Below are 25,043 nucleotides of genomic sequence, written 5' to 3'. Positions count from 1 at the left end.
CGCCGTGCAGCAGCGCGGACGCCACGAGCACGGCCTGGGGAGCTTCCCTGGTTGCCAGGTGGGGTGGCGTTTTCCGGACTATCATGAGGCTCATGCATCACCGCCTGGTTATTCTGCGCCATTCCAAATCCTCCTGGGCTGAACCCGAACCGGATCATGACCGCCCGCTGAACAAGCGCGGACATCGCGATGGCAAGGCTGCAGGCAAGTGGTTGGCGGACAACATCGGCCCGATTGATCACGTGTTATGTTCCACAGCCGCCCGCACGCGTCTGACCTGGGAACGTGCGCAGGCTGGCGGGGCTGTGGCGGCGGGTGGTGGCGGCGGTGCGGCCGGCGGCACGGCGGTTCACTATCACGATGAGATCTACGAAACCGAAGTGTCCTATTTCGAGCACCTGGTTCTCCGAATCCCGGAGACAGCGGGAACCGCGCTGTTCATCGGCCACTGGCCGGGTGTGGTGGAACTGGCGCACCATTTTGCGGCGGAGGATGATCACCCCGGATGGTCGCAGATGGATAAAAAATTCCCCACCAGTGCGATCGCAGTGTTGGAATTTGATACCCCCTGGAAAGACCTGTCCACCGGTACTGCCCGGCTCACAGATTTTGTGATTCCGCGTGGCTGACAACTGAAAGGTTGCCTGGTGGTTATTCGGTAGCTGTCCAGTGGCTATTCGGCCAGCTATTTGGCGGCTGTTAGGCGGTGCGTGATTGCGGGCTGATCAGAGGCGCACCGGCAGCTCACGTCATCGTCTAACCGTTGCTGGCTGGCGATGGGTTTATTGCATTTGGCGGTTGTCTCTCAGCCACCATCAGCCACTCTCTGGCCACCGGCGTTCTTATGGACACCCGGTTTTCGGGTTTAAAACTCGAGAGCTTTGACCTGCTTCTCAACTAATACGCTGATGATTTCCATCCTCACGGCTACCACTGACTACCACTGCTTACCACTGCAATGAGGTGGAAGAACCTGCACGGATGACCTCAAATGACTCCTTGCGCACACCGTGATCCCAGGGATCCCGGGTGCCATGGTAGTCGCGGAGGACATAATCCTTCATGAGCAGATACGCATCCACATCACAGCGACAGTCCGAGGAAAAACGCCCGTCGCTGGTCGGTGACCGGAACCCGTACACGGCCTGCCTCACCGTGGACATCTGCATCACCAGATCAGCAAGCATCGCCCGTTCCTTATTGGTGTCATGCACTGAATGGGTCAGGATGGCGTCAGGACGATATTTCTCCAACTGTTCGCGGATGAGAGCACGGATGTACTCACGTCTGGCTGCAACATGCTGCACTGGCACATTGCCCAAGGTCAAGGAACTACAACCGACGAACTGCGCCCAAGACCCGCACTTATCAGGAAGCATTTCCACCTCATCATCAGAACCACCATTGGTGAGGGTGAACACGTGAATCTCATGATGTCGGTCCCGGAGTTTGGCCAGCGTGGCCACCGCCCCGTAGATGGCGTCCCCAGGATGTGCCGCCACCACCAGAAAGGTACGGTGACTGATCGCAGGCTGGGAAAGGATCCGGAATCGTTCAAAGACGAGAGCCCCCACAGCCACAGAAACCATCAAAAATCCACATAAGAGCAGGTCAGCGATGGAACTAGTCCTGAACCACACCCATGACACAAAACTCAATAGCACCAGAACCAGAGAAACCGCGACCGTGGCTCTAATGAGCAGGTCTGCCCGGCGAAATCTCCTTAAGATCCGTCGGCGCACATTGCTGAACCCCATAGAGGACGCAACCAGAAATCCGATCATTCCGCACACAAGCAACATGATTGGCATGCTTCTTCTGAAGCCCTCCCTCCCTGTAGCGGCACCCTGTGCCTGTCTTATCTCTTGATGACTCTCGCTGTTTTTGACACCTTTCGACGGTCTCAGCTCGCCATAACCGGTCTTAATCGTCTTCTCTATTCACGGGCCTGAAACCCAGGCCCGAGACCTAACGGCACGATTAACCACGATCGCTAAGGCCCGTTGGACTTCAAGCTTCATCCGTTTGACTTGGGAAGAACAGCCCCCAAAATTGGGAGCAGCTGAATTCCGCTGCGCGCTGCAGGGCCTCATACAGGCGGTTCTCCAGGTCACAGGGGTTAGCAAGGTCACAGGGGTTAGCAAGGTCACAGAGGTTCTGTGGAAAATAATGTCGGTTCCTTGAGTGAACCCCACGTTTAAAGTTCAGGGATAAATAAAAACCTCCCACCGCGATATCCCACTGGGATCCCGCGATGGGAGGCTTCTCTGACTGGAGGGCACACAGGTCGGGCCTCGAGTAGTCGATTCGCTAGCAAGATTGCGACACCAATCAGAGTTTTCCCTCACCCCCCAAACCGATTCCCACATCGATCCGGGGTGATATCGATTATGTTCGCACTTCTATCGCTTCAGCGAAACCCCCCGCAACAAAAGTAATGAATTCGTGTCATTTTCTTAATTAACACGTTATCCACTGGCTGGCCTGCAGGCCTCGTCCCTTATGGAAAGGGTGTCGATCAATGCGCCAGCACGAAGAAGATACCGGTGGCACCGAACACCAGGGCGGTGAACGTTAAAGCGGCCACCCCGATGACATTGGGCGAAACATAGTCCTGCGCCAGACCACGGGATTGTCTGGTGTAGCGGATGCGTTGGGTGACCAGAATGAGCATGGCCAGGCTCATCAGCAACACCACTGGGACGAGGATGGCTGCACCATAGAAACTGGCCCAGCGCAGGAGCACCGCAGTGCACACTGCCATGGAAATAGTGGTGCGGTTCCACGATAGAATCGTGCGCTCGGGTTGAAGACCCGGATCGTTATGGAGCGGTTGTGATTTCACATCAATTCTCCTTATCCGATGACAAACAAAACGAGCACGGCTGCACCGGCCACCAGAGCAGAGATGGACAATAAGGGCACGATCGCGGGGACGGGCAGCGGCTTTCCGGTACGCATAGCCCGCTCGACATTCACCCACCGGACTGCCGCACCGGCTGCGATGAGCATGCCAACACCAATGATGAACACAGCAATCCCGGTGCGCAGGGTGGGATCGAGCGAATCAATGGGAAATGCCTCGAAGGCGATGCCACCGGCGAGAAATGCCAGGGAGGTCCGTGTCCATGCGAGGAAGGTGCGCTCATTGGCCAGGGTGAAGCGTGGATCGGGTTCATTCCCGTCGGGAAAAACTGTCCGGGCAAACCGACCGCGTTCACCGGTGGCATCTGCATTGGGCATGGATGGGCAGCTCCCTTTGAATCAACGGATGAGAATGTCTATCTCAGCTTAAATTAGTTCCCGCTGATGGGGGTGTACCGTGTGGCCCAATACCAGCCCAATACCAACCCGATGTCGGCGCGGTGGCAGACCCCGCGTCAGCACGACCGGTGAGTGCACGGCGCGACGTGTGCGGTGCACACCTGACGCCTAGCACCCAGGGTCCCCCGTACTGCACACCACGTACTGCGCCCACCGCGACGGCACGCAACGCAACGGCGCTCACCACTACTCCAGGTAGTTAGCAACCTTGAGCACTCCGCCGGATGCCTCGAATTCAGCGCGGGCTGCGGTAAGCAACATCGGATCCGCCAGCGCATCCACAGCCACCTGTGCCAAGCCGATGGCGGAATCCACCGCGGCATCCACGGCATCTTCGGTGCGGGAGTACTCCGCAAATTCCTTCGTGTGCAGGGCGACATTTTCCGGGGATATCTTCACCATCGGGTGGATGCCGGGGATGATGTGGGAGACATTGCCAAAGTCGGTGGAGGCCGCCAGGGTATCGGGCAGGATCCCCTCCGGCAGCGCGGTCCGGCCACGGAGCTGCTGCGTGCGGGCCCACCGGCCGGCGAGGACGTGATTGTTGCGCACCGGCAGGCTGGCGGGGTGGATGTCCCAGTCAAGTTCCAGCCCCACTCCGGCCATCCTCGCAGCGCCTTCCATCACGTCATTCACCCGGGCCGAGAGATCAACCAGGGCATCCGGGAGCAGGGACCGCACATAGATCGCCATGGTCGCCGCATCCGGAATCACACTGGGCCGGTTACCGCCCTCGGTGATGATCGCATGCAGACGGTCACTCGGCGGCATCTGCTGCCGCAGCACACCCAGGCCCTGGTACGCCAGGCTCGCAGCATCGAGTGCGTTGCGCCCCATATAGGGGTGCGCGGAGGCATGGGCTGACACGCCGTGGAACGTGGCGGTCATCGTGCGACGCCCCACCCAGATGTGTTCAGCCAGGTCATAGGCGAACGGGTGCATCATGATCGCCGCATCAACACCGTCGAAGGCACCACCGGCGATCATGTATTCCTTACCGGAATGCCCCTCCTCCGCCGGGGTTCCCAGCAGCACCAGCCGGCCCTCAAATCCCAGGTGATCCAGGCCCTTGAGTTCCATATCCCTGAGCGTGGCAGTGGCCGCCAGGAATGCGCCAACCCCCGCGGCGGCGATGATGTTGTGTCCGCACGCATGCCCGATCTCCGGCAGCGCATCATATTCCGCGAGAATGGCGATCGTCGGGTGCCTCTCCGCATCAAAACCACTGGTGGCCCAGCTCGCCTCGAGTGCGGTCTCCACGCCATAAACGGCGGTTGCCACGGCAAAGCCGTGCGAAGAGAGCTTGTCGACGATCCGCTCACACGCATGGAACTCCTCGAACGCCTCCTCCGGATGATCATGCAGATCAAAGGCGAGATCGCGCAGATCATCGCGGAGCCGTTCGCCCTTCTCCTGAATGTCCCGCCACATCACGGTCTGCCCCGGGTAATCAGCGACGGCCCCTTCAGCGGTGGCGAGCAGTCGTTCCGCCTCGATCTTCCGCTTGGCGATCCCCTCCTCCATGTAATCCAGGTACACGGTTGATGGTGGTAGCGGTTGTTTACTGCTCATGGATATCCCTCAGGAGATGATCGTTCGTGACTTACAGGAAGATGCCGGATCCAGGTCCGAGAGGCAGGTCCGCGTAGAACCAGACCGCCAGGAGTGAAGCCCATGCTAGCCAGAATGGGATGACAAAGGGGATCAATCGGGATATCAGGGTCCCCAGCCCCGCATCAGGTTCATAGCGTCGCAGCAGCCCGAGGATCACGATCATGTAGGGATTCAGCGGTGTGATCACCTGGGTGGCGGAGTCACCCACACGGAACGCCGCCTGCACGAAGGAGGGTTCATAACCCAACAGGGCGAACATCGGGACGAATACCGCAGCCATGAGCGTCCACATTGCAGAACCGGAAATAATCAACAGGTTCAGACACGAAGCAAGGAGAATGAAGGCGATGATGGCAGGGAACCCCGTCAGACCGATGGCCTCCAGCCCCGCGGCACCCTGAACCGCAGTCCACGTTCCGATACCGGTCCAGTTGAACAGGGCAACGAACTGACCGAGAATGAACGCCAACACCAGGAAGTCGATCATGTCCTTGATGGATTCACCCATCATGCGGACAACATCCTCCATGTTCTTGATCGTTCCCAGAACCGCTCCATAAGCGATTCCCATGACCATGAAGATCAGGAACACAATGAACACCACGGAACTGAGTAGTGGTGACTGGGGTAGGAATCCACCGCCCTCGTTGCGCCACGGTGAGTTCGGGATGAGCACCACAACCACCACCAGGATGGACACCAACAGGGTCATCCACAGGGATACAGCCAGGGCACGGTTCTCATGGACGGTGAGGGTCGGGGAGATGTCATCGTCGTTGAGGCTGTCATCCTCCACGGCGTAGTCGGTGGAGATCTTCTGTCGCCACATCCGTGGTTCCAGGACCTTATCGATGAGAAAACCACACAACATACCCAGCACGATCGACGAGGCGATGTTGAAGTAGTAGTTCGAGACCGGGTTCACCTCGGTGGTTTCCAGTCCCGGGAGCGTCTCCATGACAGCGTTGGTGATGCCGGCGAACAGAGCATCCAAGCTGGTGGGGACCAGTGCCGTGGAATAACCTGCTCCCACGGCGGCGAATCCACCCAGCAGGCCGGCAACCGGATGCCTGCCAGCCGCCTTGAACACCATGGCTGCCAGCGGAGGCACCACCACGAAGGCGGCATCCGCCATCACGGAGGCGGTCACACCAATCACACCCACGGCATACGGCAGCACCAGCTTCTTCGCCGAACCAAACAGCTTGCGGATCAGCGCTGACAACATTCCTGAGCGTTCCGCCACACCCACGGCGAGCAGAATCGGGAGGACGGTCAGCAGCGGTGGGAAGCCGATGTAATTGGCTCCCAAGTTCACCGTCAGCCAGGTCATCCCCTCCCCGGTGAACAGGCCCCGGATGAACAGTTCCTCATCGGATCCCGGAACGATCACCGACATGTTCATCCACGCCATGATCGACGAGGCGAGGGCGGTGATCAGGAACAATATAAGAAAGAGTGTGAAGGGTGTGGGCAGTTTGTTGCCCAGTCTCTCCACTCCCGTGAGAAACTTGTCGCTCCATCGACCCACGGTGCTCGTGGGGGCGTCGGCGGACTGGTCCCTGGTGTTGGCGGCGGTGGATCCTGCATCCTGGTCAGTACTCATCGTCTCTTGTACTCCTGCGCTCAGGTGTGGGGCGCCCCGGATGAGAGACGAAACCCCATGGATGAATTGAACACTATGGGCATCGACAATCAGCTCGCTATGGCTCACAACAAGAGTTATGCAAACGTTATTTCTCCACCACCCGTCCATAAGCGGAAGCGCTGAGGAATACACCTTTCCACCCCCTGCCGAAACACTCTGCGGGCATCTACGATCTACAGATCATGACGCTCCGTTCCCGCGTGCTGTCGATGGTCATCACGATGATGGCCACCGCAGCAATCGCGATCACCCCCACCTCCACCGTGGCTCAGAGCTCGGATGCGGATTTTGTTCGCACCCAGCAGTCATCGTCCCAGCTTGTTGCTGGTTCCACCTCCTATGACCTCATCCACCGGTCCTTCACCCAGGCCGGTGTCAATCGGGAATATCACATCGCTGTTCCTGCGTTCTTCGATCACACACGGCGCTATCCGGTCATCATCGGTTTCGGTGGTTGGCAGGAAACCGCCACCTTGTTCCGTGACTACTCCGATCTCGAGCAGGCCGCCCGTGGCAACGCCATCATCATCTACGCCCAGGGGGTCAATAACGCCTGGGCCGGCGCGCCGTATGCGAGCACCACCATGTCCCAGGACATTGAGTACATCCGCACCGCCATCAACGATGCCATCATCAACCATTCAGGCGACACCAGCCGCGTCTACGCCACCGGCCTGTCCAACGGTGGTGGGATGGCGGCAGCGCTCAGCTGCCACGCGCCAGAGCTTGTCGACGCCATCGCAACCGTCGCCGGGGCCTTCTACAATCCGACGGTCACCGGATGCATGGGTAGCTCTGTCCCGACACTGCTCATGCACGGAACCGACGATGGCACCATCGCCTATGGAGGCGGCACCCGTCACGGTGCTCCCTATAGAAGCGTTTATCAGACCTTTGAATCATTTGCGTTCCGCAACGGCTGCACCACCGCGATCGTCAACCAGACCACCGAGCACTACGGCACCACCACTTTCCGCCCGGCCCATTGCTTCCACGACACTGAGCTCGTCCGCGTCAACGGTGGTGGTCACACCTGGTTCAACGATCCCCAGGCAGAGGACGTGGTCTGGGAGTTCTTCCGCAGGCAGGGCTGATCACCTACGCCCGCGACTTTTTAGATTCCTGCACGGGAGGTGATGCTTCACTACCATGGTGTGCCCATGGAGCATCCTTTCCGTACTTTAACCTTCGCTGTCACCCTCGCGACCACCACGGCACTGGCGATGGCACCTGCTTCAGCACAGGCGCCGAACCAGCCGACAGCCATGTCCAGTGATGTCATGGATACCAACCTCATCCGCACCTCCTTCGCCCAGGACGGCACGGACCGTGAATATCTGCTCAAGTTACCTGCCAACCATGATCCTGCCCAGAACTACCCGGTCATCCTGGCATTTGGTGGCATGGGTGATTCCGCCGCCAGCTTCCGTGCCTATGCGGGGCTTGAGGAGGCCAGCAACAACGAGGCCATCATCATCTACGGCCAAGGGGTGGGTAATGCGTGGGCCGGTGCTCCCTATGCCCTGACAACCATGGAGCAGGACATCAATTATGTGGAGACGGCTATCCACGAAACGGTCAGCACACTCGGCGGTGATCCCGAGCGTATCTATGCCGTTGGCATGTCCAACGGCGGTGGCATGGCCGCGGCACTGGGATGTCATGCCCCGGACCTGGTTGATGGCATCACCTCTGTCGCCGGGGCCTATTATGACCCGGCCGTGACTGGTTGTGACACCACGGACACAGAGGAAACCGTACCCACCCTGCTGATCCATGGCGCCGAGGACAGCCTCATGGACTTTGACGGCGGAATCCGCCACGAGGCCACCTACCTGGGTGTGCGAGAGGTATTGGACGCAGCTGCCACTCGGAACCACTGCTCCGTCCACCCCGGCAGATCATCCCTCTTCCCTGAGTCCTGTGATTCAGACACAGAGCTGGTGACAGTCACCGGCGGTGGCCATGACTGGTTCTACACCCCGTCCGTAGCTGATCTGACGTGGGACTTCTTCCAACAACAGGACTGAAAATCCGCTTATGGAGCAGAGGCGGCGTCGAGGCGGGTGAGGTGGGCGTCGTCAAGCTTCAGCGTTGGGGCCGCCATCAGCTCGGGGAGCTGATCGGGGCTGGTGGCCGAGGCGATCGGCGCTGTCACGCCCTTGGCCAGCAGCCAGGCCAGCGCGACGGTGGCGGGTGCGGAATCGAGTTCATCGGCCACGGCGCGGAGTTCCGTGATGAGTGCGAATGCCTCATCGGTGGCCTGGCCTTCAGCAAATCCTGCGCGGGCGCGACCTTCAAGGTCCTCCTTGGATGAGTATTTTCCGGTCAGCAGGCCGGAGGCCAGGGCGAAGTAGGGGAAGACGGCGGGGCCGAATTCCTCCACGATCGGGCGGATGCCGGTCTCGTAGTCATGGCGGGTCAACAGGTTGTACTGTGGCTGGACGGCGACGGGACGGGCGGTGGAGTCGGCGGATTTTTCGAAGAATTCGCGCAGACGCTCCGGGGAGTAGTTCGACAGTGCGAGGTGCTTGATTTTCCCGGCCGCAATGAGTTCTTCGGCCGTTGCGATCTGATCCTCTATGGAGATGGTCTCATCGTCGTGGTGGTAGTAGAAGATATCGATGGTCTCGACGCCGAGACGTGCGCGGGAGGCATCAACCGCTGCGAAGGTGGCGTCGCGGGAACGGCCGGTATGTGGTTCGAGTGCTCCGGATTTGGTGGCGATGATCAGATCATCGGCACCGCCGCGGGCCTTGAGGTAGGCGCCGAGTACCTTCTCGGAATCGCCTCCCTCGTTGCCGTCGGCCCAGGCGGAATACATGTCGGCGGTGTCCACGAAGTTGCCACCTGCGTCACGGAAGGCATCCAGCACGGCGAAGGACTGCTCCTGATCAGTGGTCCATCCGAAGGTGTTGCCACCCAGGTTGAGCGGGAAGATGTCGAAGTCGGTGCCCTTGATGTGGACCATGGTGTTCTCCTTGGAAAGTGTGTCTGGGTTTCTCGGTCTCCCCCCACCATAACAGGGTTGCTTTAATTTTCAAGTAAGACTCGTGATCGGCTAGACTCCCCCATCATGACCTCACCACGCTGGCTCAACCCGGAAGAACACGAGACCTGGCTATCGTTGTGGTCAGTCACCTCGTGGCTGCCCGCACGCCTGGACGAACAGCTCAAGGCCTCAGCGCAGATCAACCTGCCGGACTATTTCGTGCTTTCCCAGGTATCCATGGCCCCCGAGCGCCGCCTCAGCATGACCGAACTGGCCCGACTCTCCGACATGAGCGCCTCCCGCCTCTCCCACACCGTCACCCGTCTGGAGCAACGCGGCTGGGTGTACCGCGCACCTGACCCGGAGGACAAACGCACCAATATCTGCCATCTCACCGACGAGGGGCTCGCCTTCATCCAGCAGGCGGCCCCCGGGCATGTCGAAGCCACCCGCAAGCTGGTCTTCGATGCGCTCACGCCTGCGGAGAACCGTGAATTCGGTCGTCTGTTGGGCAAGGTCCTGAGCCGCCTCGACCCGCCACGCAGTCCGAGTTCCTAAAGTAGAACCCGGGATATGTTTAAGCAATCGACACATCCCGGAAACATGTCGATTTTTCGGACCACAATCGACATATCATCATTGATTGCGCTCATTTTAATGAGATTTTTTACCTGTGAGAGAGCACATCCAGCGCTTTTACGTTGATGAATATCTTTTCGCGCCCAACGCGAACCTCGGAAAGCACTCCCGCACCTGCAAGCTTGCCCAGCCATACGGCCGCAGTCTGCCGTTTAACCAAACCAGAATCAATGAGATTCTGGATTCGAACATAGGGATTAACTAACAACAGCTCTGCGAGCTCCCGGACCGGAGCGATCCCACCAACCTCGCGGATTTCCGATTCCAACACATCCTGTAGTTCACGGAGATCATCAATGAGTTGAATTGCATCCTTAGCTGCCGCTTCAACACCATTGATCATGTAGACGATCCAATCTTCCCAATTACCGTCACTGGTGACTTCGCGCAACAACCTGTAATACACCGATTTGGTTGAAACAATATAACCCGAGAGATACAGCACCGGCAGTTTCAGCACACCACTCTGGATCAGCATCAAAATGTTGAGGATACGGCCCGTTCTACCATTACCGTCATAAAACGGGTGGATAGCTTCAAATTGATAATGCGTAACCGCCATCAGCACCAGTGGATCCAGGCCATGATCAGAATAGATAAACCTCTCCCATGCCGAAAGGTGCGCAAGGATGACATCCTTCCCCTCAGGCGGGGTGTAGATGCGATTTCCAGTGGCAGGGTTACCAATGAATGTGCCTGGGATAGATCGAATTTGTGCAGACGAATCCTGCAGAGCACTACAAATCTGAATGGCCATCTGCTCTGAAATCGGCCGGTCATCCAACGAGGCAACTGCAGCATGAAGCGCGCCATTGTAGCGAAGCGCTTCCTTGGTTTCCGGTGAAGGTGCCACATCAACTCTCCACGCAGCCCGGAAAAGTTCATCGTTGGTGGTGACGATATTTTCGATTTCAGATGACGCTTGTGCTTCACGGAGCGGAATCGTCGAAGTGATAATGCCGGGATTGGGCATCAGGCGACAGGCGGTATTGAGAGTTGCCAACTGTTCACGCGCAGCAATGACAGCCTTCAGCACCCGCACCGTTTCAAGATCAGTGGCAGGCGGAAGTGAGGGGAGCTCATTGTAGGGAATCTCCGGATCGAACCCCGCGCCTGTTTCCTTCATACTGAAAGCATAAACATATCCCGGAAACATGTCGATTTTCCCAGCCAAAATCGACATATCACCATTGGATTATCACATCGACCCAGCTCACCGGCTCCCCTTCAGCTCTCCCGCCAGCTTATGGAACGCCGCGGAACGGTTGCCGAACCGGTGCAGCGTGATCGACAGCGCCTGCTCCTTCAACCAGTTACGCAGCTCGACACGTCCGGAGGAGGTGACGGGGGCGTCGATAAGCGCCACCTCGGGCCGCACCGCCAGCCGCTCGCGCTGGAACCCGGTGACACCACCGGCCACGCGCACGCGCGCACCAGCGCCGTCATCATAATCGCCACGCAGGAGGTTGGTGATGAACACAGAATCATCGACCGTCTCCACGCTTATCGACGCCGCCCCCAGCACCTCCCGTACCCCGGCGTCCGCCCCGGGGCTCACCAGTACGCGCAGCTCAGCGCCCGTGCGCCGGGCCGCGAGCACCAGGCGCGCCACCTCCTGCGCGGTGGCATCATCGGCGACGCGCAACACCACCGATGCCGGGCGGTAGCGGAAGATATTCGCTTCCGCCTCCAGGCCCGAGGGGTCGCGTGCCACACCGAACTCGGTGGTCCACGCCATCTCATCGCTGGCATGCGCCTGCTCCAACCAGGTGATGTGATCCGGTGACAACGTGGCGGACCACTTGTTGATCAACGGACTCGACTTCGTCGGCGCCTCCTTATCCGGACGATCACTCCACTTACCCATCAGCATCACATAATTCGGGCCACCCGCCTTGGAACCCAGACCGACTGAGGATTTCTTCCACCCGCCGAAGGACTGACGCTCCACGATCGCACCCGTGATACCGCGATTGACATAGGCATTACCCACCTGGACCTGATCCAACCAGGTACGCACCTCATCCACATCCAGGCTCTGCAACCCACCGGTGAGGCCGAATTCCGTGGCGTTTTGTAATTCAAGGGCCTCCTCAAGATTCTCCGCCTTCATCAGCCCCAGCACAGGGCCGAATACCTCGGTGAGGTGGAAGAAGGACCCCGGTTGCACACCCTCCTTGATACCGGGCCTCCATAGGCGGCCGGTGTCATCGAGCTGCTCAGGTTCCATAAGCCAGCGCTCCCCCGGTTCCAGCGCCGTGAGGGCATGGCCGAGCTTGTCACTGGGCAGTTCGGTGAGCGGACCAACAGTGGCGGCCATATTGCCCGGCCAGTCCACCACCAGCGAGGATGCGGCATCAATGAGCTGCTTCCGGAACCGTTCCGAGTCATACATCGTGCCCACCAGGATGCCCAGGGAAGCCGCCGAACATTTCTGCCCCGCGTGCCCGAAGGCGCTATGCACCAGTTCTGAGACCGCCAGATCACGGTCCGCAGACGGCATGACCACCATCGCGTTCTTACCGGAGGTTTCCGCATTGATCTGCAGCTCAGGGCGCCAGGAGGAGAACATCGCGGCGGTCTCGGAAGAACCGGTGAGGATCACCCGATCCACCTTGGGATGGCTGACCAGCTGACGGCCCGCATCACGGTTGGCCGGGTACACACAATGCAGCACCCGGCGCGGCACACCCGCCTCCCACAGGGCCTCCACCACCGCTGCTGAACAGTGCTGGCTGGGTTTGGACGGCTTATGGATCACACCCGCACCCGCTGCCAGTGCCGCGAAAGTGGAACCAGCTGGGATGGCGATGGGGAAATTCCATGGTGGGGTGACCACCACCACCCGGTCCGGGGTGAATTCAGCGTTATCCACCTGATCCAGCTCCAGGGCACGGTGGGCGTAGTAGCGGGCGAAGTCGACGGCCTCGGAGATCTCCGGATCTGTCTGCCCGACCACCTTGCCCACCTCGGCGGCCGCGATGGATACCAGGTGCCCGCGGCGGGCCTCGAGGATGTCCGCGGTGCGGTACAGGATGCGCGCGCGTTCCATAGGCGGGAGGGTAGCCCACTCAGATGCTGCGGCCCGGGTGCCTTCCACCAGTGCATCGATGTCGGTTTCCTCCACTGACAAGGGTGCGGTCTGCGCGTCCAGCCATCCGTCCTGTTGGCTGTGCTCAATCGCCTCACGCGCCCAGGCCTGGTTGGCGGGGAGTGCGGGATTGGTATCGGGTTCATTGTCAAAAAGTGGCAGGGCATGCCGCGGGCGGGCAGCTTCCAGCTCACGGGCATAATCGCCGGCGGCCTCGAGGGAATCGGCTTCCTGCGCACCACGGTCCTGGGTGTCATTGGGCCCCGGCACCTCGGCCTCGATGAGTCCAACCAGCTCCTCTATGGAAGCGCGGAACCTACCCTCCTCCCGCTTGAACTGGGGATTATCCGGTTCCAGATCAAAGATGGCGGACATGAAGTTCTCGCTCGCGGCGTTCTCCTCAAGCCTGCGCACCAGGTAGGTGATGGCGGCGTCGAATTCCTGCGGCCGCACCGCCGGAACATAGAGCAGAAGCTGCCCCACATCCTTACTGGCCGCCCTCGCCTGATCAGAGGCCATGCCCTGGAGCATCTCAAACTCCACCTTGTCAGTCACCCCACGTTCCACCGACAACAGATGGGCGAAGGCGAGATCGAAGAGGTTGTGGCCCGCCACCCCCAGGCGCAGCCCCTCCATATTCTGCTTATGGAGGGCCCACCACAGCACCCGCTTGTAGTTGGAATCCGTGGCCTGCTTGGAGGGCATGGTGGCCAGCGGCCAACCGGCGATCTCCGCGCGCACCTGTTCCATAGGCAGATTGGCGCCCTTGACCAGTCTAACCTTGAGCGGGGCGCCGCCCTCCCGGACGCGTTGCGCCCCGAACTCAGCCAGTTCTTGTATGGAAGCCAGTGCATCGGGCAGGTAGGCCTGCAACACGATGCCGGATTCCAGGTTCTTCACCTCCGGCAGCGCCATGAGTCGCTTAAATACCTCCATGGTGAGACGCAGGTCGCGGTACTCCTCCATGTCCAGGTTGATGAACTTGCGCCCACACGGCGCCCCAGCTGATGCCGCGGCCTCTATATATAAAGGTGTAAGACGCTTGACGACGGCATCCACCGTCTCCTCGAAACCCCACATGGAAATCTGCGACGCCACCGAGGAGACCTTGATGGACACATAATCCACGTCCATGCGACGCAGCAGACGCTGGGCATCCTCCAGGTGTTTCAGTGCCTCCTTCTCACCCAGAACCGCCTCACCGAGCAGGTTGATATTCAGGCGATTGCCGTCTCCCTGCAGTTCTGCGACAGCCCGGCCGAAGGGTTTGTCGCGGGCATCCACGATCATGTGGCCCACCATCTGACGGATCCGTGCCCGCGCGGCAGGAACCACCACCTTCGGCAATGCCCGTCCGATGAGGGAACCCGCCTGGATCTGGGCGCGGTCCAGGAAGGACATGGTGGACGGCGCGATGGCACCCAGTTCATTGAGGGCACGGGCCGCGGCATCGAGATCCTCGGTGCGCACCACACGGTCCACAAAACCCACCGTGAATTCCAGACCATTGGGGTCCTGCAACACCGCAGCCAACCGTTCCGCCGCAGGATTGGGCACGCTCTCCTGTTTGCTGTATTCCAGCCAGTCACGGACTTTCTTCACGGCCTGGTCGGTGACCACGGACAGTTCGATGGGCAGTGTGCTGGCAGTGCTGGCTGTGCTGCCTGTGTTGGCGTTATCGGCGGTTGCAGTCACGGTGCGGCGCTCCTTCTCACGTGGGCTCAGGCAGAGGGGCCGTATACATTCAGACGGGCACAGGGGCACCCTCTGTGAGCTGGATCCATTAGTTTCGACTAGTGTGGCCCCCAACATAGCGATGATTATGTATTCCGGTCATGCTGTCACCCCCGGAATCCGACAGAGGAATCAGTGAAGGGTTTTAAGGATTTTTTAATATCTAATCCCTATGCTGGTTTCCAACGAGAAGGAGAAAAACATGTTTTCACGTAAACTGCTCGCCCTGACCGCTGTCACCGGCCTGTCCCTGAGCCTCGCCGCCTGTGGTGATGATTCCAGTGACACCGCCGCCACCGAAACCACCGTGGTCACCAGTGATGATGCATCAGCCACCACCGCTGAGGAAACCACCACCGCTGAGGATGGCGATGATGACGGAATGGAGACCGAAACCCAGACCGCAGTGTCCGATGAGGATGCCACCTCTGACCGCGATCCCGTCTTCGATGCGATCGATCTCGTGATGGCCCAGCATCCGGATGGTGTGATCCTGGACATTGACCGTGAAGATGACACCGTCGTCTACGAGATGGACGTTGTGGTCGGCCAGGACGTGCTCGAGCTCATCGTGGACACCGTTGCCGGTGACATCCGTGAAGATGACCGCGACAACGATGAGGACGAGGACATCCGCGAAGCTGGCGCCGCCACCGTCACCGTCGTCGATGCCATCACCCAGGCACTTGAGGCCCACCCTGATGGTGTTCTGGATGAAGCATCCCTCGAGGAGGACGATGGACGACTCCAGTGGGAGATCGACCTCGACGATGTCGAGCGCAACGATCTCGCCGAAGTCACCATCCAGGCGAACTAACGCTTAAACCCCACGCACGCACCCCACGTCCATGTGCTTATGGACGTGGGGTGCGTTTGTCCGTTCCTCCCGCTTATGGAACGCGGTGGGGTTTCGTCTACCTAAACGGCACTTCCCCCAGCGTGCGACGCAGTTTGCGGGTGCGTAGGCGCTGCGGATCCACGGCGAGGTATTCCATGGCACGCACCGCACACATCACGTGGGCCTCCTTCGAGTTGGAGTAGAAGGCCTGGGCCTGGGCGGGTAGTTTCGGTACCGCGTGGAGGGGCAGATCAGAGACAGACAGCAACGTTCCATAAGGGATGCGGTAGCGGTAACCGTTGGTGGCGAGGGTGGAGGATTCCATATCCACGGCCACGGCGGTGGAACCGTTGAACCATTCCCATAGTTTGCGGGGGGTGTGCCATTCCCAGTTGCGGTCGTCGGTGGACAGGACCGTGCCGGTGCGCATGAGGTTGTTGTCATCGCCGTAGATTTCATCCACGCTGGCTTCGAGGGCCTTCTGGATCTCGGGGATGGCCGGGATGGGGTTGCCCAGGGGGATGCGGCGGTCCAGGATGTGATCTTCGCGCTGGTAGGCGTTGCCGAGGATGAGGTCGCCGATACGCATGCGGGCATCCAGGCCGGCGCAGTGGCCGATCATCACCCAGGCCTCGGGGCGCAGTACTGCCAGGCAGTCGGTGATGGTCTTCGCATTCGAGGGACCCACTCCGATGTTGATGATGGTGAGACCATCACCGTCGGCGGTCACCAGGTCAAAGCGGGGCATCTGGAAGCGACTGGCCAGGTCGATGGTGGTGATGCCACCGAGTTCATTCACCTCGGCGACGTTCTCGCGGGTGATTTCCTGTCCACTGGGCAGGGTGAGGGTGGTGTAGCGGGATTCCTCCTTCAGCAGCTCCCCCAGGCCGAAGCTGACGAACTCGGTGGTGTGCATGGCGTAGTTGGTGAACAGGATGTATTTCTGAACATGATCTACCGCGATGCCGGTGTAGTGCTCGATGCGGGCGCAGGCGATGTCGAAACGCTGGGGGCCGAAGTGGAACAGGGGGTGTTCCTCACTGTGGAAGGCCTCCCACTCGCCGTCGATGATCGCATCGTGGACCTCATCGAGCGTGGGGCGCGGAATGATATCGGCGACGTCCCCGGCGCGACGGGCCTCGGTGGCAGAGGGGGCATCACGGATATATTCCGGCGGGATGCGGATATCTGAGGGGCCCACCTCGATGCGGCACGGATAGTTACCGGTCAGTCGTTCGAGTTGCTCCCGCAGGTAGCGTTCCATGATGTGCGGCTTGGACAACACGGCGGAGAAGCGCCCGGGTTGATCGACGTATCCGAAGGGTTCGGTGCGGTCGATGGGTTTCCACTGCAGTACCTCCACCACGAGTTTCGGGTACACCACGTCGGCGTATGCGGCGTAGTCCCCGTTCTCCAGCGTCTGCTTCGCCAGTTCGGTGGAGTGGGTGTAGATCTCATTCAGTGTCCGGATGGCCTCGTCAATATCGGCCATTGCTTCCATAGAGGGATTCATAGGCCCCAGACTATCCACGTCACACGCCGAACGCACCGCGACCCAGATCCTCCCGGAAAAGTTCAAAATCCCGGTTGAGCCGTGCCAGGTAATCCAGGGCGAATTCCTCGGTGTCGGCGCGGAAAACGTCGCTGGCGGCGGCGCGCATGATGCGCTCCGCCAGCGGTTCACCGCTGCTTGTCGACGCCCTCATCGCCCCGTCAGCCCTCACGTGCTGGCGCCCGAGCACCCGGCCACACAACGCGGCATAGTCCTTCAGGTCATCATCATCCATCACCCCGACGCTGATATTCACCTTCTGCGGACCCCGTTCCCGGACCAGGAAACTGATCCCGGCGATCTCCGTGAACCCGTAGTACGGGTCACCGTCCTTCACGAAGGCATTGAACGCCAAGGCGATCCGCTGCGCCGGTGAATCCGGTATCCACTCCCCTTCCGGATCAGGGACCAATCCTTCCAGGGATGAGGGACGGGACATCTTCATCTCGAGAATGAGGTGGTGGGGTTGGTCGTCGATAAGCTCTTCCACCAGCACCCAGAAACGTGCCAGGCCACGCGACGCGGTACCCGAGCCCCGCCGGATGGCCAGATCAAGCGCTCTGAAAGAGCGCTTCTTGGCATCGGCGTAGGCCTCGAGCGAAGGCAGGAGCGCCTCGATGAGTTCGGGATGGCGGTGCGTGCGCTGGTCACCGCGGAAGGTCAACGCCTCAGAATCGATGCGTTTATCCAGGTAAGCAGCACGATCGCGCTGCGCCTTGCGGAAAAACGGGCGGATCGCCTTCGGGGCATCCTCCGCGGTGACGTGACGCTCAGCCAGCTCCGGGTTGTCCACGCACTCGCTTATGGAAGAAAAGTAACCCTCTATGAACGCGCGGACGATCTTGGCCGTTTTCTTCTTCTTGGCACCCGCCTGCTGCGCCGCCAACCCGAAACCCACCGCGCCGCGTTCCACATCCCAGGTGAAGGACGCCATCCAGGCCTCATCAAGATCATTGACACTGAAGATGGGTTCGCCGTTGGCACCGGGGAGGATCCCGAAATTCTCCGGGTGCACATCACCGACCACCGGCGCGCCCGGCAGATGGAAATCACTACCCACCAGGTCGCGGTAGAACAACAGCGCCGTGCCGCGGAAGAAGAGGAAAGGATCAGACGCCAGATCATCAAGCTTGCTGCGCACCGCATCAGGAACCAACTGCATGCGCACGATGTGATCCTCGATGATGGTGTTTCTGATATGACGCCGACGATCACGACCGCTGAGCAACTGAGGCGGAATGATGACGGACCCACCAGCCAGAGCCTCCGCCAACTCGGTGAATCCCTCCCGGTGGGTGACATACCTTGGAACAGCGCGGTGATCCGGTGCCGGCAAACCGAACTTGGCCACCTCTGCGAGCAGATTCTTGGTATCCATGATTTGAGCCTATTCACGGATCGGTCTGAGTGTCGGCGGGCTTGATCCGCCCCCAAATCACGTCGCGTTCCATAAGCTGAGTGACCATGACTGACCGCCAATCTGAAAGTCGATCTGAGGACGGATCTCAGGGCCGATCTCGAGACCGATCTCAGCGTGCCGTGGCGCGCGTGTTCATCGGCATCATCCTCCTGCTCCTCAGCGCCGGCTGGGCCGCCAACCATTTTGTCTCCATGATCGTGGTGTTGCGTGAGCAGTTCGGGATCTCCAGCCTGCTGCTCAACGGTGCGTTCGGTATCTACGCCCTCGGACTGCTGCCCGGCCTGCTCGGTGGTGGCGTGTTGGCAGATCGCGTGGGAGCCAGACCGGTGGTGCTGGCCGGTGCGGTGGGTGCTGCACTGGGAAATCTGAGTCTGCTGTTCTGGCACGAGGGTGCCGGGTTGCTGGTGGGCAGATTCATCGTGGGTCTCGGAGTGGGTCTGGCGGTGAGCGCGGGAACCGCCTGGGCTGGCCGGTTACGTGGCGCCAGCGGGGTGACCCTGGCGGGCATCATCCTCACCCTCGGCTTTGCGATCGGCCCGATTGCCTCGGGCCTCCTCGCCTGGGCCCTTCCGGAAAACCTGGTGGCCACGATCCCCTTCGCGGTGTCCAGCGTATTCTCCCTGCTCGCGGTGGTGTACTCGGTTGTGGTCGGGGATGCGCGGGAGCGGGCACCGGTGGCCAGGGCTGGCGCGGGTGGCCCGACTGGCCCGGCTGGCCCGGCTGGCCCGGCTGGCCCGGCTGGCCCGGCTGGCCCGGCTGGCCCGGCTGGCCCGGGTGGCGCGGGTGGCGCGGGTGGCGCGGGTGATGCTCACCCGGCTTATGGGGGCGCCCGGCGACCTGAGCGTCGCATGGCCAAGGCACTGGCGGTCTCACTACCCATGGCGCTGTGGGTTTTCAGTTGTGTGACCACCTCCCTGGTGATCCTCACGGCACGGGCGTCCTCGCATTTCAGTGAAGACGTGTTGCTGCCTGGTTTGGCCTCGGTGATCACGTTCAGCGCGGGCCTCGTGGCACAGTCTTTGGGACGACGATTCCAGTGGAGCCGGGTCTCCGGAATCATCGGCGCGTTGCTGGCGGCTACAGGTTTCGGTCTGGCAGCCTACGGCGGCGAAGTGGTTCCGGTGTGGGTGTTCGTAGTGGCCTCCCTGTTCCTCGGTGCCGCTTATGGAATCAGTCTCCGCGAGGGTCTGCTCGGCATCGAAACCTACACCCCCACAGGCCGTCGCGGCACGGCGATCGGCATCTATTACGTATTCACCTACCTGGGCTTCGGTCTGCCAGTGCTGTTGGATGCACTCCTCCCCACCATGGGCGCCACACTCCCACTGCTGCTTGTGGCCGCGCTCGCGGTGGGGTCAGCGGTGATCCGGACGGTTCAGATCAGAACGGGTTATCTGCCCACGGGGGCTGTACAACGAGGCTGACACCTGCATATCATAGATGCTAATAAGTGCCATAGGTCATATAGAGCTCATTTCCCTTTCTCAGGAGTTCCCCATGGCCATTATCTCCCCCACCATCGTCCGCGGCACCGGCCCGCATCATGTCATCTGCCTCCACGGCTGGTTCGGCCGGGCGGATGACTGGGGTCCGTTCGCCGACTTTCTGGACCCGGATAACTTCACCTGGCACTTCCCCGAATACCGCGGCTACGGCACCCGTCGTGATGAACCCGGCGACTTCTCGCTTATGGAAGCCTCACGCGACATCACGGACTATATCCACGGGTTGGCCCCCGAGAAACTCTCCTTGCTGGGACATTCCATGGGTGCCGTCCATATGCAGCGCGCCCTCCTCGACTCCCCCACCGCGCCCTCGGCGCTGGTGGGGATCTCACCGGTTGCGGCTTCAGGCACGCTTCTCGACGACCAGACAAGAGCCCTGTTCGAATCCGCTTCCATAAGCGAGAGCTCACGCCGTGCCATCATTGACTTCACCACCGGCGGACATCTTCCGGACTCCTGGCTGGATCACGCCGCCGCCGATTCCATGGCCCACTCCACCCCGGAAGCCATCGCAGGATACTTCCACACTTGGGCCGACTGTGATTTCGCCGATGAGCTGGGCACCCAGGACCTGCCCATCCTGCTGCTCACCGGTGAACATGATCCCGCAGTGACTGTCGACGGACTCCACGCCACCTATGGAAGGATTTATCCCTCCATGCAGGTCGAACTCCTCCCCGACACCGGCCACTACGCCATTGTTGAACACCCACTGAGCCTCGCATCGACAGTGATGGATTTCCTCATGAACTCTTGAGTGCAGACGGCCGGACAGCGGTGGGTTAGCAGTTGGTTACAGCATTGAGGAGGCGCCTTGTGCAAAAGACATCACACCGCGGAACCCTGGTTCGAGCGTGACATGATCTGAACATCTGGGTTTCTGAACCGTGAAATCCGCAGAGTAAGTGCCAAAAAGCGAAGCCCCCAGAATCGCCCCCAGGCGCCTACCGGAGCATCACAAACAGGGTTCAACCCCTCCAGCCCCTTGGGCCCCTCAGTCCCGACCCCTCAGTCCCGACCCCGCATCAGCTTCCCCAGCAGCATCTTCAACATGTCCTGTTCCGTGTGTGTCAGACGGTCAGACCAGCTCAGGAGCAGTTCATTCTGCTCCAGGAAGATCTCCTGGGCGATGTCACTGCCCGCCTCAGTCAGGGCGAGAACATTCGTACGCTTGTCTACCTCCGACTGCGTCTGAACCAGATAACCAAGCCTGACCAGCACTTTCACCACTGCCGATGTGGTCGCCCTGCTCATTCCCCCCAGATACGACACACGATGTTGTTCCATATCCCCCCTGACCCACAGGATGAACAGCATCTTGAAGGCGTTCCAACTCAAGCCCTTCGGTCGGTGCACCTGCCCCTCAGCGGAACGCATGGCAATACCTGCCGCCCGATTCAAGGCGATCACCAGATCATTGGGTCGCAGATCCTCATCCGGGAATTCCGCCTCCAGCCTGGTTTTGGCCTGATCCATGAAGTGCTCAAAATCCACGGTTCTGTTCGGGTCCGTCAACAGCTCACATCCCTAAAATCCCATCCCGGTGTCCTTCAGCAGGCGCCGCAGGTCGGTTCGCAGTGGTGGTATCCAGATTACTCCACCCAGGCTGACCGATGGGTGTTCCATAAGCGGATGGCGCATGCCTCACCGGGATCCAGTCCGGGATTCCTGCTTATTGGTTAGGGCGTTACCCTTGCCGTGAGGCGGAGGCTCCCCCAACTCACCGAGCGCAACCCGCCTGCGGGGGATAGTGTGAGCCCATGTCACAGCAAGAACCAGGCATGTTCCGGCGCACTGTGGATCGCGGGATGGCGAAGATCCGGCGGAATCCGCGGGAAGCCATCGCGGAGGAGATCACTCAGGAGATCTACGACCATGCCACAAATATCACATTGCCCCTGACTGCCAGGTTGAAGCCGCGGGGGATGTTCCAGGATGATTGGCGGGCAAGGCCCACGGGTGCGCGGCCGTGGCCGATCGTGTTGATCCACGGGTCGGGAGCCAGCAAGGGGTCGTGGGAGGACATGGGCAAGGAGCTGCGTCATCATGGGTGGGCGGTGTTCGCCCCTGATTTCGGGACCCGCGCCACTGAGCCGATCGCGGAGTCGGCGGTACAGATCGGTGCTTATATTGATGCGGTGTTGCTGGTCACCGGCGCGGCACAGGTGGTGCTGGTGGGGCATTCGCAGGGTGGTGTGGTTGCCCGGTTCTGGATGCGTACCTACGGCGGGTATATGAAGGTACGGCACATGATTTCACTGTCGGTGCCCAATCACGGCACGCTCATGGGCGGTATTCTGCACCCTCTGACCAAGGTTCGGCGCGGCGCGGGGCTTATGGAGCAGGTGATGACCAGCATGTTCGGCCCCACGGGTTTCGAGCAGCTCCGCGACACCGACATCATCAAGTTCCTCGCGGATGGCACCGACCTGGATCCGGGGGTCACCTACACCTGCGTGGCCACGCATTTCGATCCGTTCATCCAACCGCCCGAGGTGGCGTTCCTGGAGGTCACTGAGGATGATGATCCCGATCGTGTGAACAATATCTGGGTGGAGGATTCCTATCCGCGGGCGGTGATCCGTCATCAGGATATGGTGCGCGACCCGCGGGTTATGGAGATCGTCCTCGGGGAGCTCAACCGCGTGGCCCGGCTGGGGTGAGACCGTTAGATTGGGTATATGTCTGCTGAGTCCGACAAACAACCCCGCTTCCAGAGGCCGGATCCGGTCGCTGATCTCCGCCGCGAGCTCACCACCGCGCTCAAGGCAGTCTGGCGCAATCTGCCCACCGGTGATCAGGCGCCTGCCGCCACTGAACTGACCGATGAGGTGGTTCAGGAGATCATCACCAACTATGCGGAGGATCCCCGCCGACATGAAGCGCTTGTCGACGACGCCACCGCCTCACTTCCCATCCTCGCCCGCGCGAAGCACCGTGGTGTGTTTGAGGACGACTGGCGCACCCGGCCTACGGCCGAGCGCCCCTGGCCGGTGATCCTGGTGCACGGTACCGGCACCACCAAGGGTGACTGGCAGGAACTGGGCACTGATCTGCGCCGTGATGGGTGGGCGGTGTTCGCCCCTGATTTCGGGATGCGGGCCACGGGGCCGGTGCGGGACTCCGCGGAACAGGTGGGCGCATACATCGAGGCAGTGCTGGGTGCCACCGGTGCCTCGCAGGCGGTGATCGTGGGGCATTCCCAGGGTGGAGTGGTGGCGAGGTACTGGATGCGGCTCCTGGGTGGGTATCCGAAAGTGAAACACCTGGTGAGTCTGGCCTGCCCCCACCACGGCACAACGGTGGGCGGGGTGGTCAGTCCGCTGCTGCGCTCCAACCGTGGCGAGGCGGTGGCCAACTCCGTGGTGCACACGTGGTTCGGTGCCGCTGGACTGGAACTGATCACAGGCCATGACACCATTAAAAAGATCAACGAGGGCGGGGATCTGGACCCAGGGGTGGGTTATACGAATATCGCCACGCATTTCGACACCGTCATCCAACCCCCCGAAACCTGTTTCCTCACACCAAACACTCCAGAGGATGCAGATCGGGTCCACAATATCTGGGTGGAGAACCTGGACACCGATGCCGTGGTGCTCCACCCGGCGATGCCTTTCGATCACCGCGTCCGCGCCCTCGTCCGCGCCGCACTCGCCCGACTGGTAGCACATGCAGCAGAGTCTTAAAGCTCCAACCCATCCAGAATCTGATCAAAAGCCGGGGCCACGCGGGTGCGCCACAGGATATCCACGCGGTGATCCGCCCGGCCCGGCCCACCGTTAATCACCGCCACCGGCTTCCCGGCACGTTGCGCATCGATGACAATCCGGTACCCACTCATCACCGCCAACGATGACCCCGCCACCACGACCGCATCCGCCCCGTCGAGCATCGACGACACCCGGGCTTTACGCTCCGACGGCACCGGCTCCCCGAAATACACCACATCCGGCTTCAACATCACCGACCCACACCGCAGGCACCCCGCCATGACGAACCTGGCCACGTGTTCCTGATCCAGACTGACATCACCATCCGGATTCACCGCCCCGGGATCAAGACGTATCGAGGCGATATACCCGGGATTGAGGGCCTCCAGGCGTTCGTCAAGCAGGATGCGGTCCTCTAGATTGCCACAGCTCAAGCACACCACGCTGGCCAGATCCCCATGTAGTGCCACCACCTCCCCCGATCCCGCCTGCTTATGGAGCCCATCCACATTCTGCGTGATCACCCCCGTCAGCAGCCCGGCACGTTCCAACTCCACCATCGCAAAGTGCGTGCGGTTCGGCTTCGCCTCCCCCATCACCCGCCATCCCACAAACGACCGCGCCCAGTACCGGTGCGATGCCGCCGGATCATGCCGGAACTCCTGATAGGTCATCGGACGGTGCCTACTCAAACTCCCCGCCGGCCCGCGGTAATCCGGAATGCCCGAGTCGGTTGAGACCCCAGCACCCGTCACCGCGATCACCGACCGGCGTTCCATAAGCCTGACGACGCCCTCAAGCGCCTCCCTTTCTTCCATAGGCGGGGTGGTCTCCTCCACAACCCGCCCTATGGAACGTAATGCGGAACGGTGGGCCTGGGTGGCCTGGGCATCAAACATGTCATTCATGATATTCACACGAAGAATTCACTTTCATCCCACTTGTTTACTTCTCTCTCATCTGTATCCTCAAT

The 25,043-nt window shown here is 60.6% G+C and carries 21 protein-coding genes; 9 read left to right on the top strand and 12 right to left on the bottom strand.

What is annotated here, in order from left to right; translation table 11 throughout:
- Nucleotides 1-92: 92 nt before the first annotated feature.
- Nucleotides 93-629, top strand: coding sequence for a SixA phosphatase family protein (locus CFAEC_RS00450; RefSeq protein WP_290277799.1), 537 nt, complete (start codon nucleotides 93-95; stop codon nucleotides 627-629).
- Nucleotides 630-947: 318 nt separating this feature from the next.
- Here CFAEC_RS00450 and CFAEC_RS00445 read toward each other — a convergent pair whose 3' ends face one another.
- From CFAEC_RS00445 to CFAEC_RS00425, 5 genes are all read right to left on the bottom strand, one after another.
- Nucleotides 948-1,589 (bottom strand): PIG-L deacetylase family protein, encoded by a 642-nt coding sequence (locus CFAEC_RS00445; protein WP_290277797.1) that lies wholly within the window; start codon nucleotides 1,587-1,589, stop codon nucleotides 948-950.
- A gap of 929 nt (nucleotides 1,590-2,518) precedes the next feature.
- Nucleotides 2,519-2,845 (bottom strand): DUF202 domain-containing protein, encoded by a 327-nt coding sequence (locus CFAEC_RS00440; protein WP_290277794.1) that lies wholly within the window; start codon nucleotides 2,843-2,845, stop codon nucleotides 2,519-2,521.
- Between the two features lie 11 nt (nucleotides 2,846-2,856).
- Complete coding sequence (locus CFAEC_RS00435) at nucleotides 2,857-3,243, bottom strand: YidH family protein (RefSeq protein ID WP_290277792.1); 387 nt, start codon at nucleotides 3,241-3,243, stop codon at nucleotides 2,857-2,859.
- Between the two features lie 267 nt (nucleotides 3,244-3,510).
- Nucleotides 3,511-4,896, bottom strand: a complete 1,386-nt coding sequence (locus CFAEC_RS00430) for a M20 family metallopeptidase (RefSeq protein ID WP_290277791.1) — start codon at nucleotides 4,894-4,896, stop codon at nucleotides 3,511-3,513.
- A 31-nt stretch (nucleotides 4,897-4,927) separates the two neighbouring features.
- Nucleotides 4,928-6,544 carry an AbgT family transporter gene (locus CFAEC_RS00425; RefSeq protein ID WP_290277789.1) on the bottom strand — a complete coding sequence of 539 codons (1,617 nt, stop codon included), beginning with the start codon at nucleotides 6,542-6,544 and terminating at the stop codon, nucleotides 4,928-4,930.
- 224 nt (nucleotides 6,545-6,768) lie between these two features.
- Here CFAEC_RS00425 and CFAEC_RS00420 point away from each other — a divergent pair, with 224 nt between their 5' ends.
- Nucleotides 6,769-7,680: a CE1 family esterase gene (locus CFAEC_RS00420; RefSeq protein ID WP_290277787.1), complete on the top strand. Its 912-nt coding sequence runs from the start codon at nucleotides 6,769-6,771 to the stop codon at nucleotides 7,678-7,680.
- 42 nt (nucleotides 7,681-7,722) lie between these two features.
- Nucleotides 7,723-8,616, top strand: coding sequence for a CE1 family esterase (locus CFAEC_RS00415; RefSeq protein WP_290277786.1), 894 nt, complete (start codon nucleotides 7,723-7,725; stop codon nucleotides 8,614-8,616).
- Nucleotides 8,617-8,624: 8 nt separating this feature from the next.
- On the opposite strand, the gene CFAEC_RS00410 is transcribed toward CFAEC_RS00415, so the two are convergent.
- The gene (locus CFAEC_RS00410) at nucleotides 8,625-9,557 is read right to left on the bottom strand and encodes an aldo/keto reductase (RefSeq protein ID WP_290277784.1); all 933 of its coding nucleotides are present in this window, start codon (nucleotides 9,555-9,557) and stop codon (nucleotides 8,625-8,627) included.
- A gap of 105 nt (nucleotides 9,558-9,662) precedes the next feature.
- Between CFAEC_RS00410 and CFAEC_RS00405 the strand changes: the two genes are divergently transcribed.
- On the top strand, nucleotides 9,663-10,136 hold the full coding sequence (locus tag CFAEC_RS00405) for a MarR family winged helix-turn-helix transcriptional regulator (protein ID WP_290277782.1): 474 nt from the start codon (nucleotides 9,663-9,665) through the stop codon (nucleotides 10,134-10,136).
- Between the two features lie 109 nt (nucleotides 10,137-10,245).
- On the opposite strand, the gene CFAEC_RS00400 is transcribed toward CFAEC_RS00405, so the two are convergent.
- A complete protein-coding gene (locus CFAEC_RS00400; protein ID WP_290277780.1) occupies nucleotides 10,246-11,400 on the bottom strand; it encodes a Fic family protein in 1,155 nt (384 codons plus the stop codon).
- A 30-nt stretch (nucleotides 11,401-11,430) separates the two neighbouring features.
- Nucleotides 11,431-15,003 (bottom strand): bifunctional proline dehydrogenase/L-glutamate gamma-semialdehyde dehydrogenase, encoded by a 3,573-nt coding sequence (locus tag CFAEC_RS00395; protein WP_435384243.1) that lies wholly within the window; start codon nucleotides 15,001-15,003, stop codon nucleotides 11,431-11,433.
- Nucleotides 15,004-15,244: 241 nt separating this feature from the next.
- On the opposite strand from CFAEC_RS00395, the gene CFAEC_RS00390 reads away from it, so the two are divergent.
- Entirely contained in the window at nucleotides 15,245-15,859 is a 615-nt protein-coding gene (locus CFAEC_RS00390) for a PepSY domain-containing protein (RefSeq protein ID WP_290277778.1), read from the top strand.
- Nucleotides 15,860-15,956: 97 nt separating this feature from the next.
- Here CFAEC_RS00390 and amn read toward each other — a convergent pair whose 3' ends face one another.
- Nucleotides 15,957-17,381, bottom strand: a complete 1,425-nt coding sequence (gene amn / locus CFAEC_RS00385; protein ID WP_290279763.1) for an AMP nucleosidase — start codon at nucleotides 17,379-17,381, stop codon at nucleotides 15,957-15,959.
- Between the two features lie 31 nt (nucleotides 17,382-17,412).
- Nucleotides 17,413-18,810, bottom strand: coding sequence for a DUF2252 family protein (locus tag CFAEC_RS00380; protein WP_290277776.1), 1,398 nt, complete (start codon nucleotides 18,808-18,810; stop codon nucleotides 17,413-17,415).
- 86 nt (nucleotides 18,811-18,896) lie between these two features.
- Here CFAEC_RS00380 and CFAEC_RS00375 point away from each other — a divergent pair, with 86 nt between their 5' ends.
- On the top strand, nucleotides 18,897-20,276 hold the full coding sequence (locus tag CFAEC_RS00375) for an MFS transporter (protein ID WP_290277774.1): 1,380 nt from the start codon (nucleotides 18,897-18,899) through the stop codon (nucleotides 20,274-20,276).
- A gap of 73 nt (nucleotides 20,277-20,349) precedes the next feature.
- Entirely contained in the window at nucleotides 20,350-21,114 is a 765-nt protein-coding gene (locus tag CFAEC_RS00370; protein WP_290277772.1) for an alpha/beta fold hydrolase, read from the top strand.
- Nucleotides 21,115-21,365: 251 nt separating this feature from the next.
- Here the strand turns inward: CFAEC_RS00370 and CFAEC_RS00365 are convergent, their stop codons facing one another.
- Nucleotides 21,366-21,872, bottom strand: a complete 507-nt coding sequence (locus CFAEC_RS00365) for a MarR family winged helix-turn-helix transcriptional regulator (protein WP_290277770.1) — start codon at nucleotides 21,870-21,872, stop codon at nucleotides 21,366-21,368.
- 245 nt (nucleotides 21,873-22,117) lie between these two features.
- Here CFAEC_RS00365 and CFAEC_RS00360 point away from each other — a divergent pair, with 245 nt between their 5' ends.
- Nucleotides 22,118-23,020, top strand: a complete 903-nt coding sequence (locus CFAEC_RS00360) for an esterase/lipase family protein (protein ID WP_290277768.1) — start codon at nucleotides 22,118-22,120, stop codon at nucleotides 23,018-23,020.
- Between the two features lie 18 nt (nucleotides 23,021-23,038).
- Nucleotides 23,039-24,046, top strand: coding sequence for an esterase/lipase family protein (locus CFAEC_RS00355; RefSeq protein WP_290277766.1), 1,008 nt, complete (start codon nucleotides 23,039-23,041; stop codon nucleotides 24,044-24,046).
- On the opposite strand, the gene CFAEC_RS00350 is transcribed toward CFAEC_RS00355, so the two are convergent.
- Complete coding sequence (locus CFAEC_RS00350) at nucleotides 24,043-24,978, bottom strand: Sir2 family NAD-dependent protein deacetylase (protein ID WP_290277763.1); 936 nt, start codon at nucleotides 24,976-24,978, stop codon at nucleotides 24,043-24,045. The genes CFAEC_RS00355 and CFAEC_RS00350 overlap by 4 nt on opposite strands.
- Nucleotides 24,979-25,043 lie beyond the last annotated feature (65 nt).

It is taken from the genome of Corynebacterium faecale (assembly GCF_030408735.1).
Lineage (GTDB): Bacteria > Actinomycetota > Actinomycetes > Mycobacteriales > Mycobacteriaceae > Corynebacterium > Corynebacterium faecale.
Note: the sequence above shows the minus strand (reverse complement) of the source record. Positions and strands in the feature narration are given on the sequence as shown.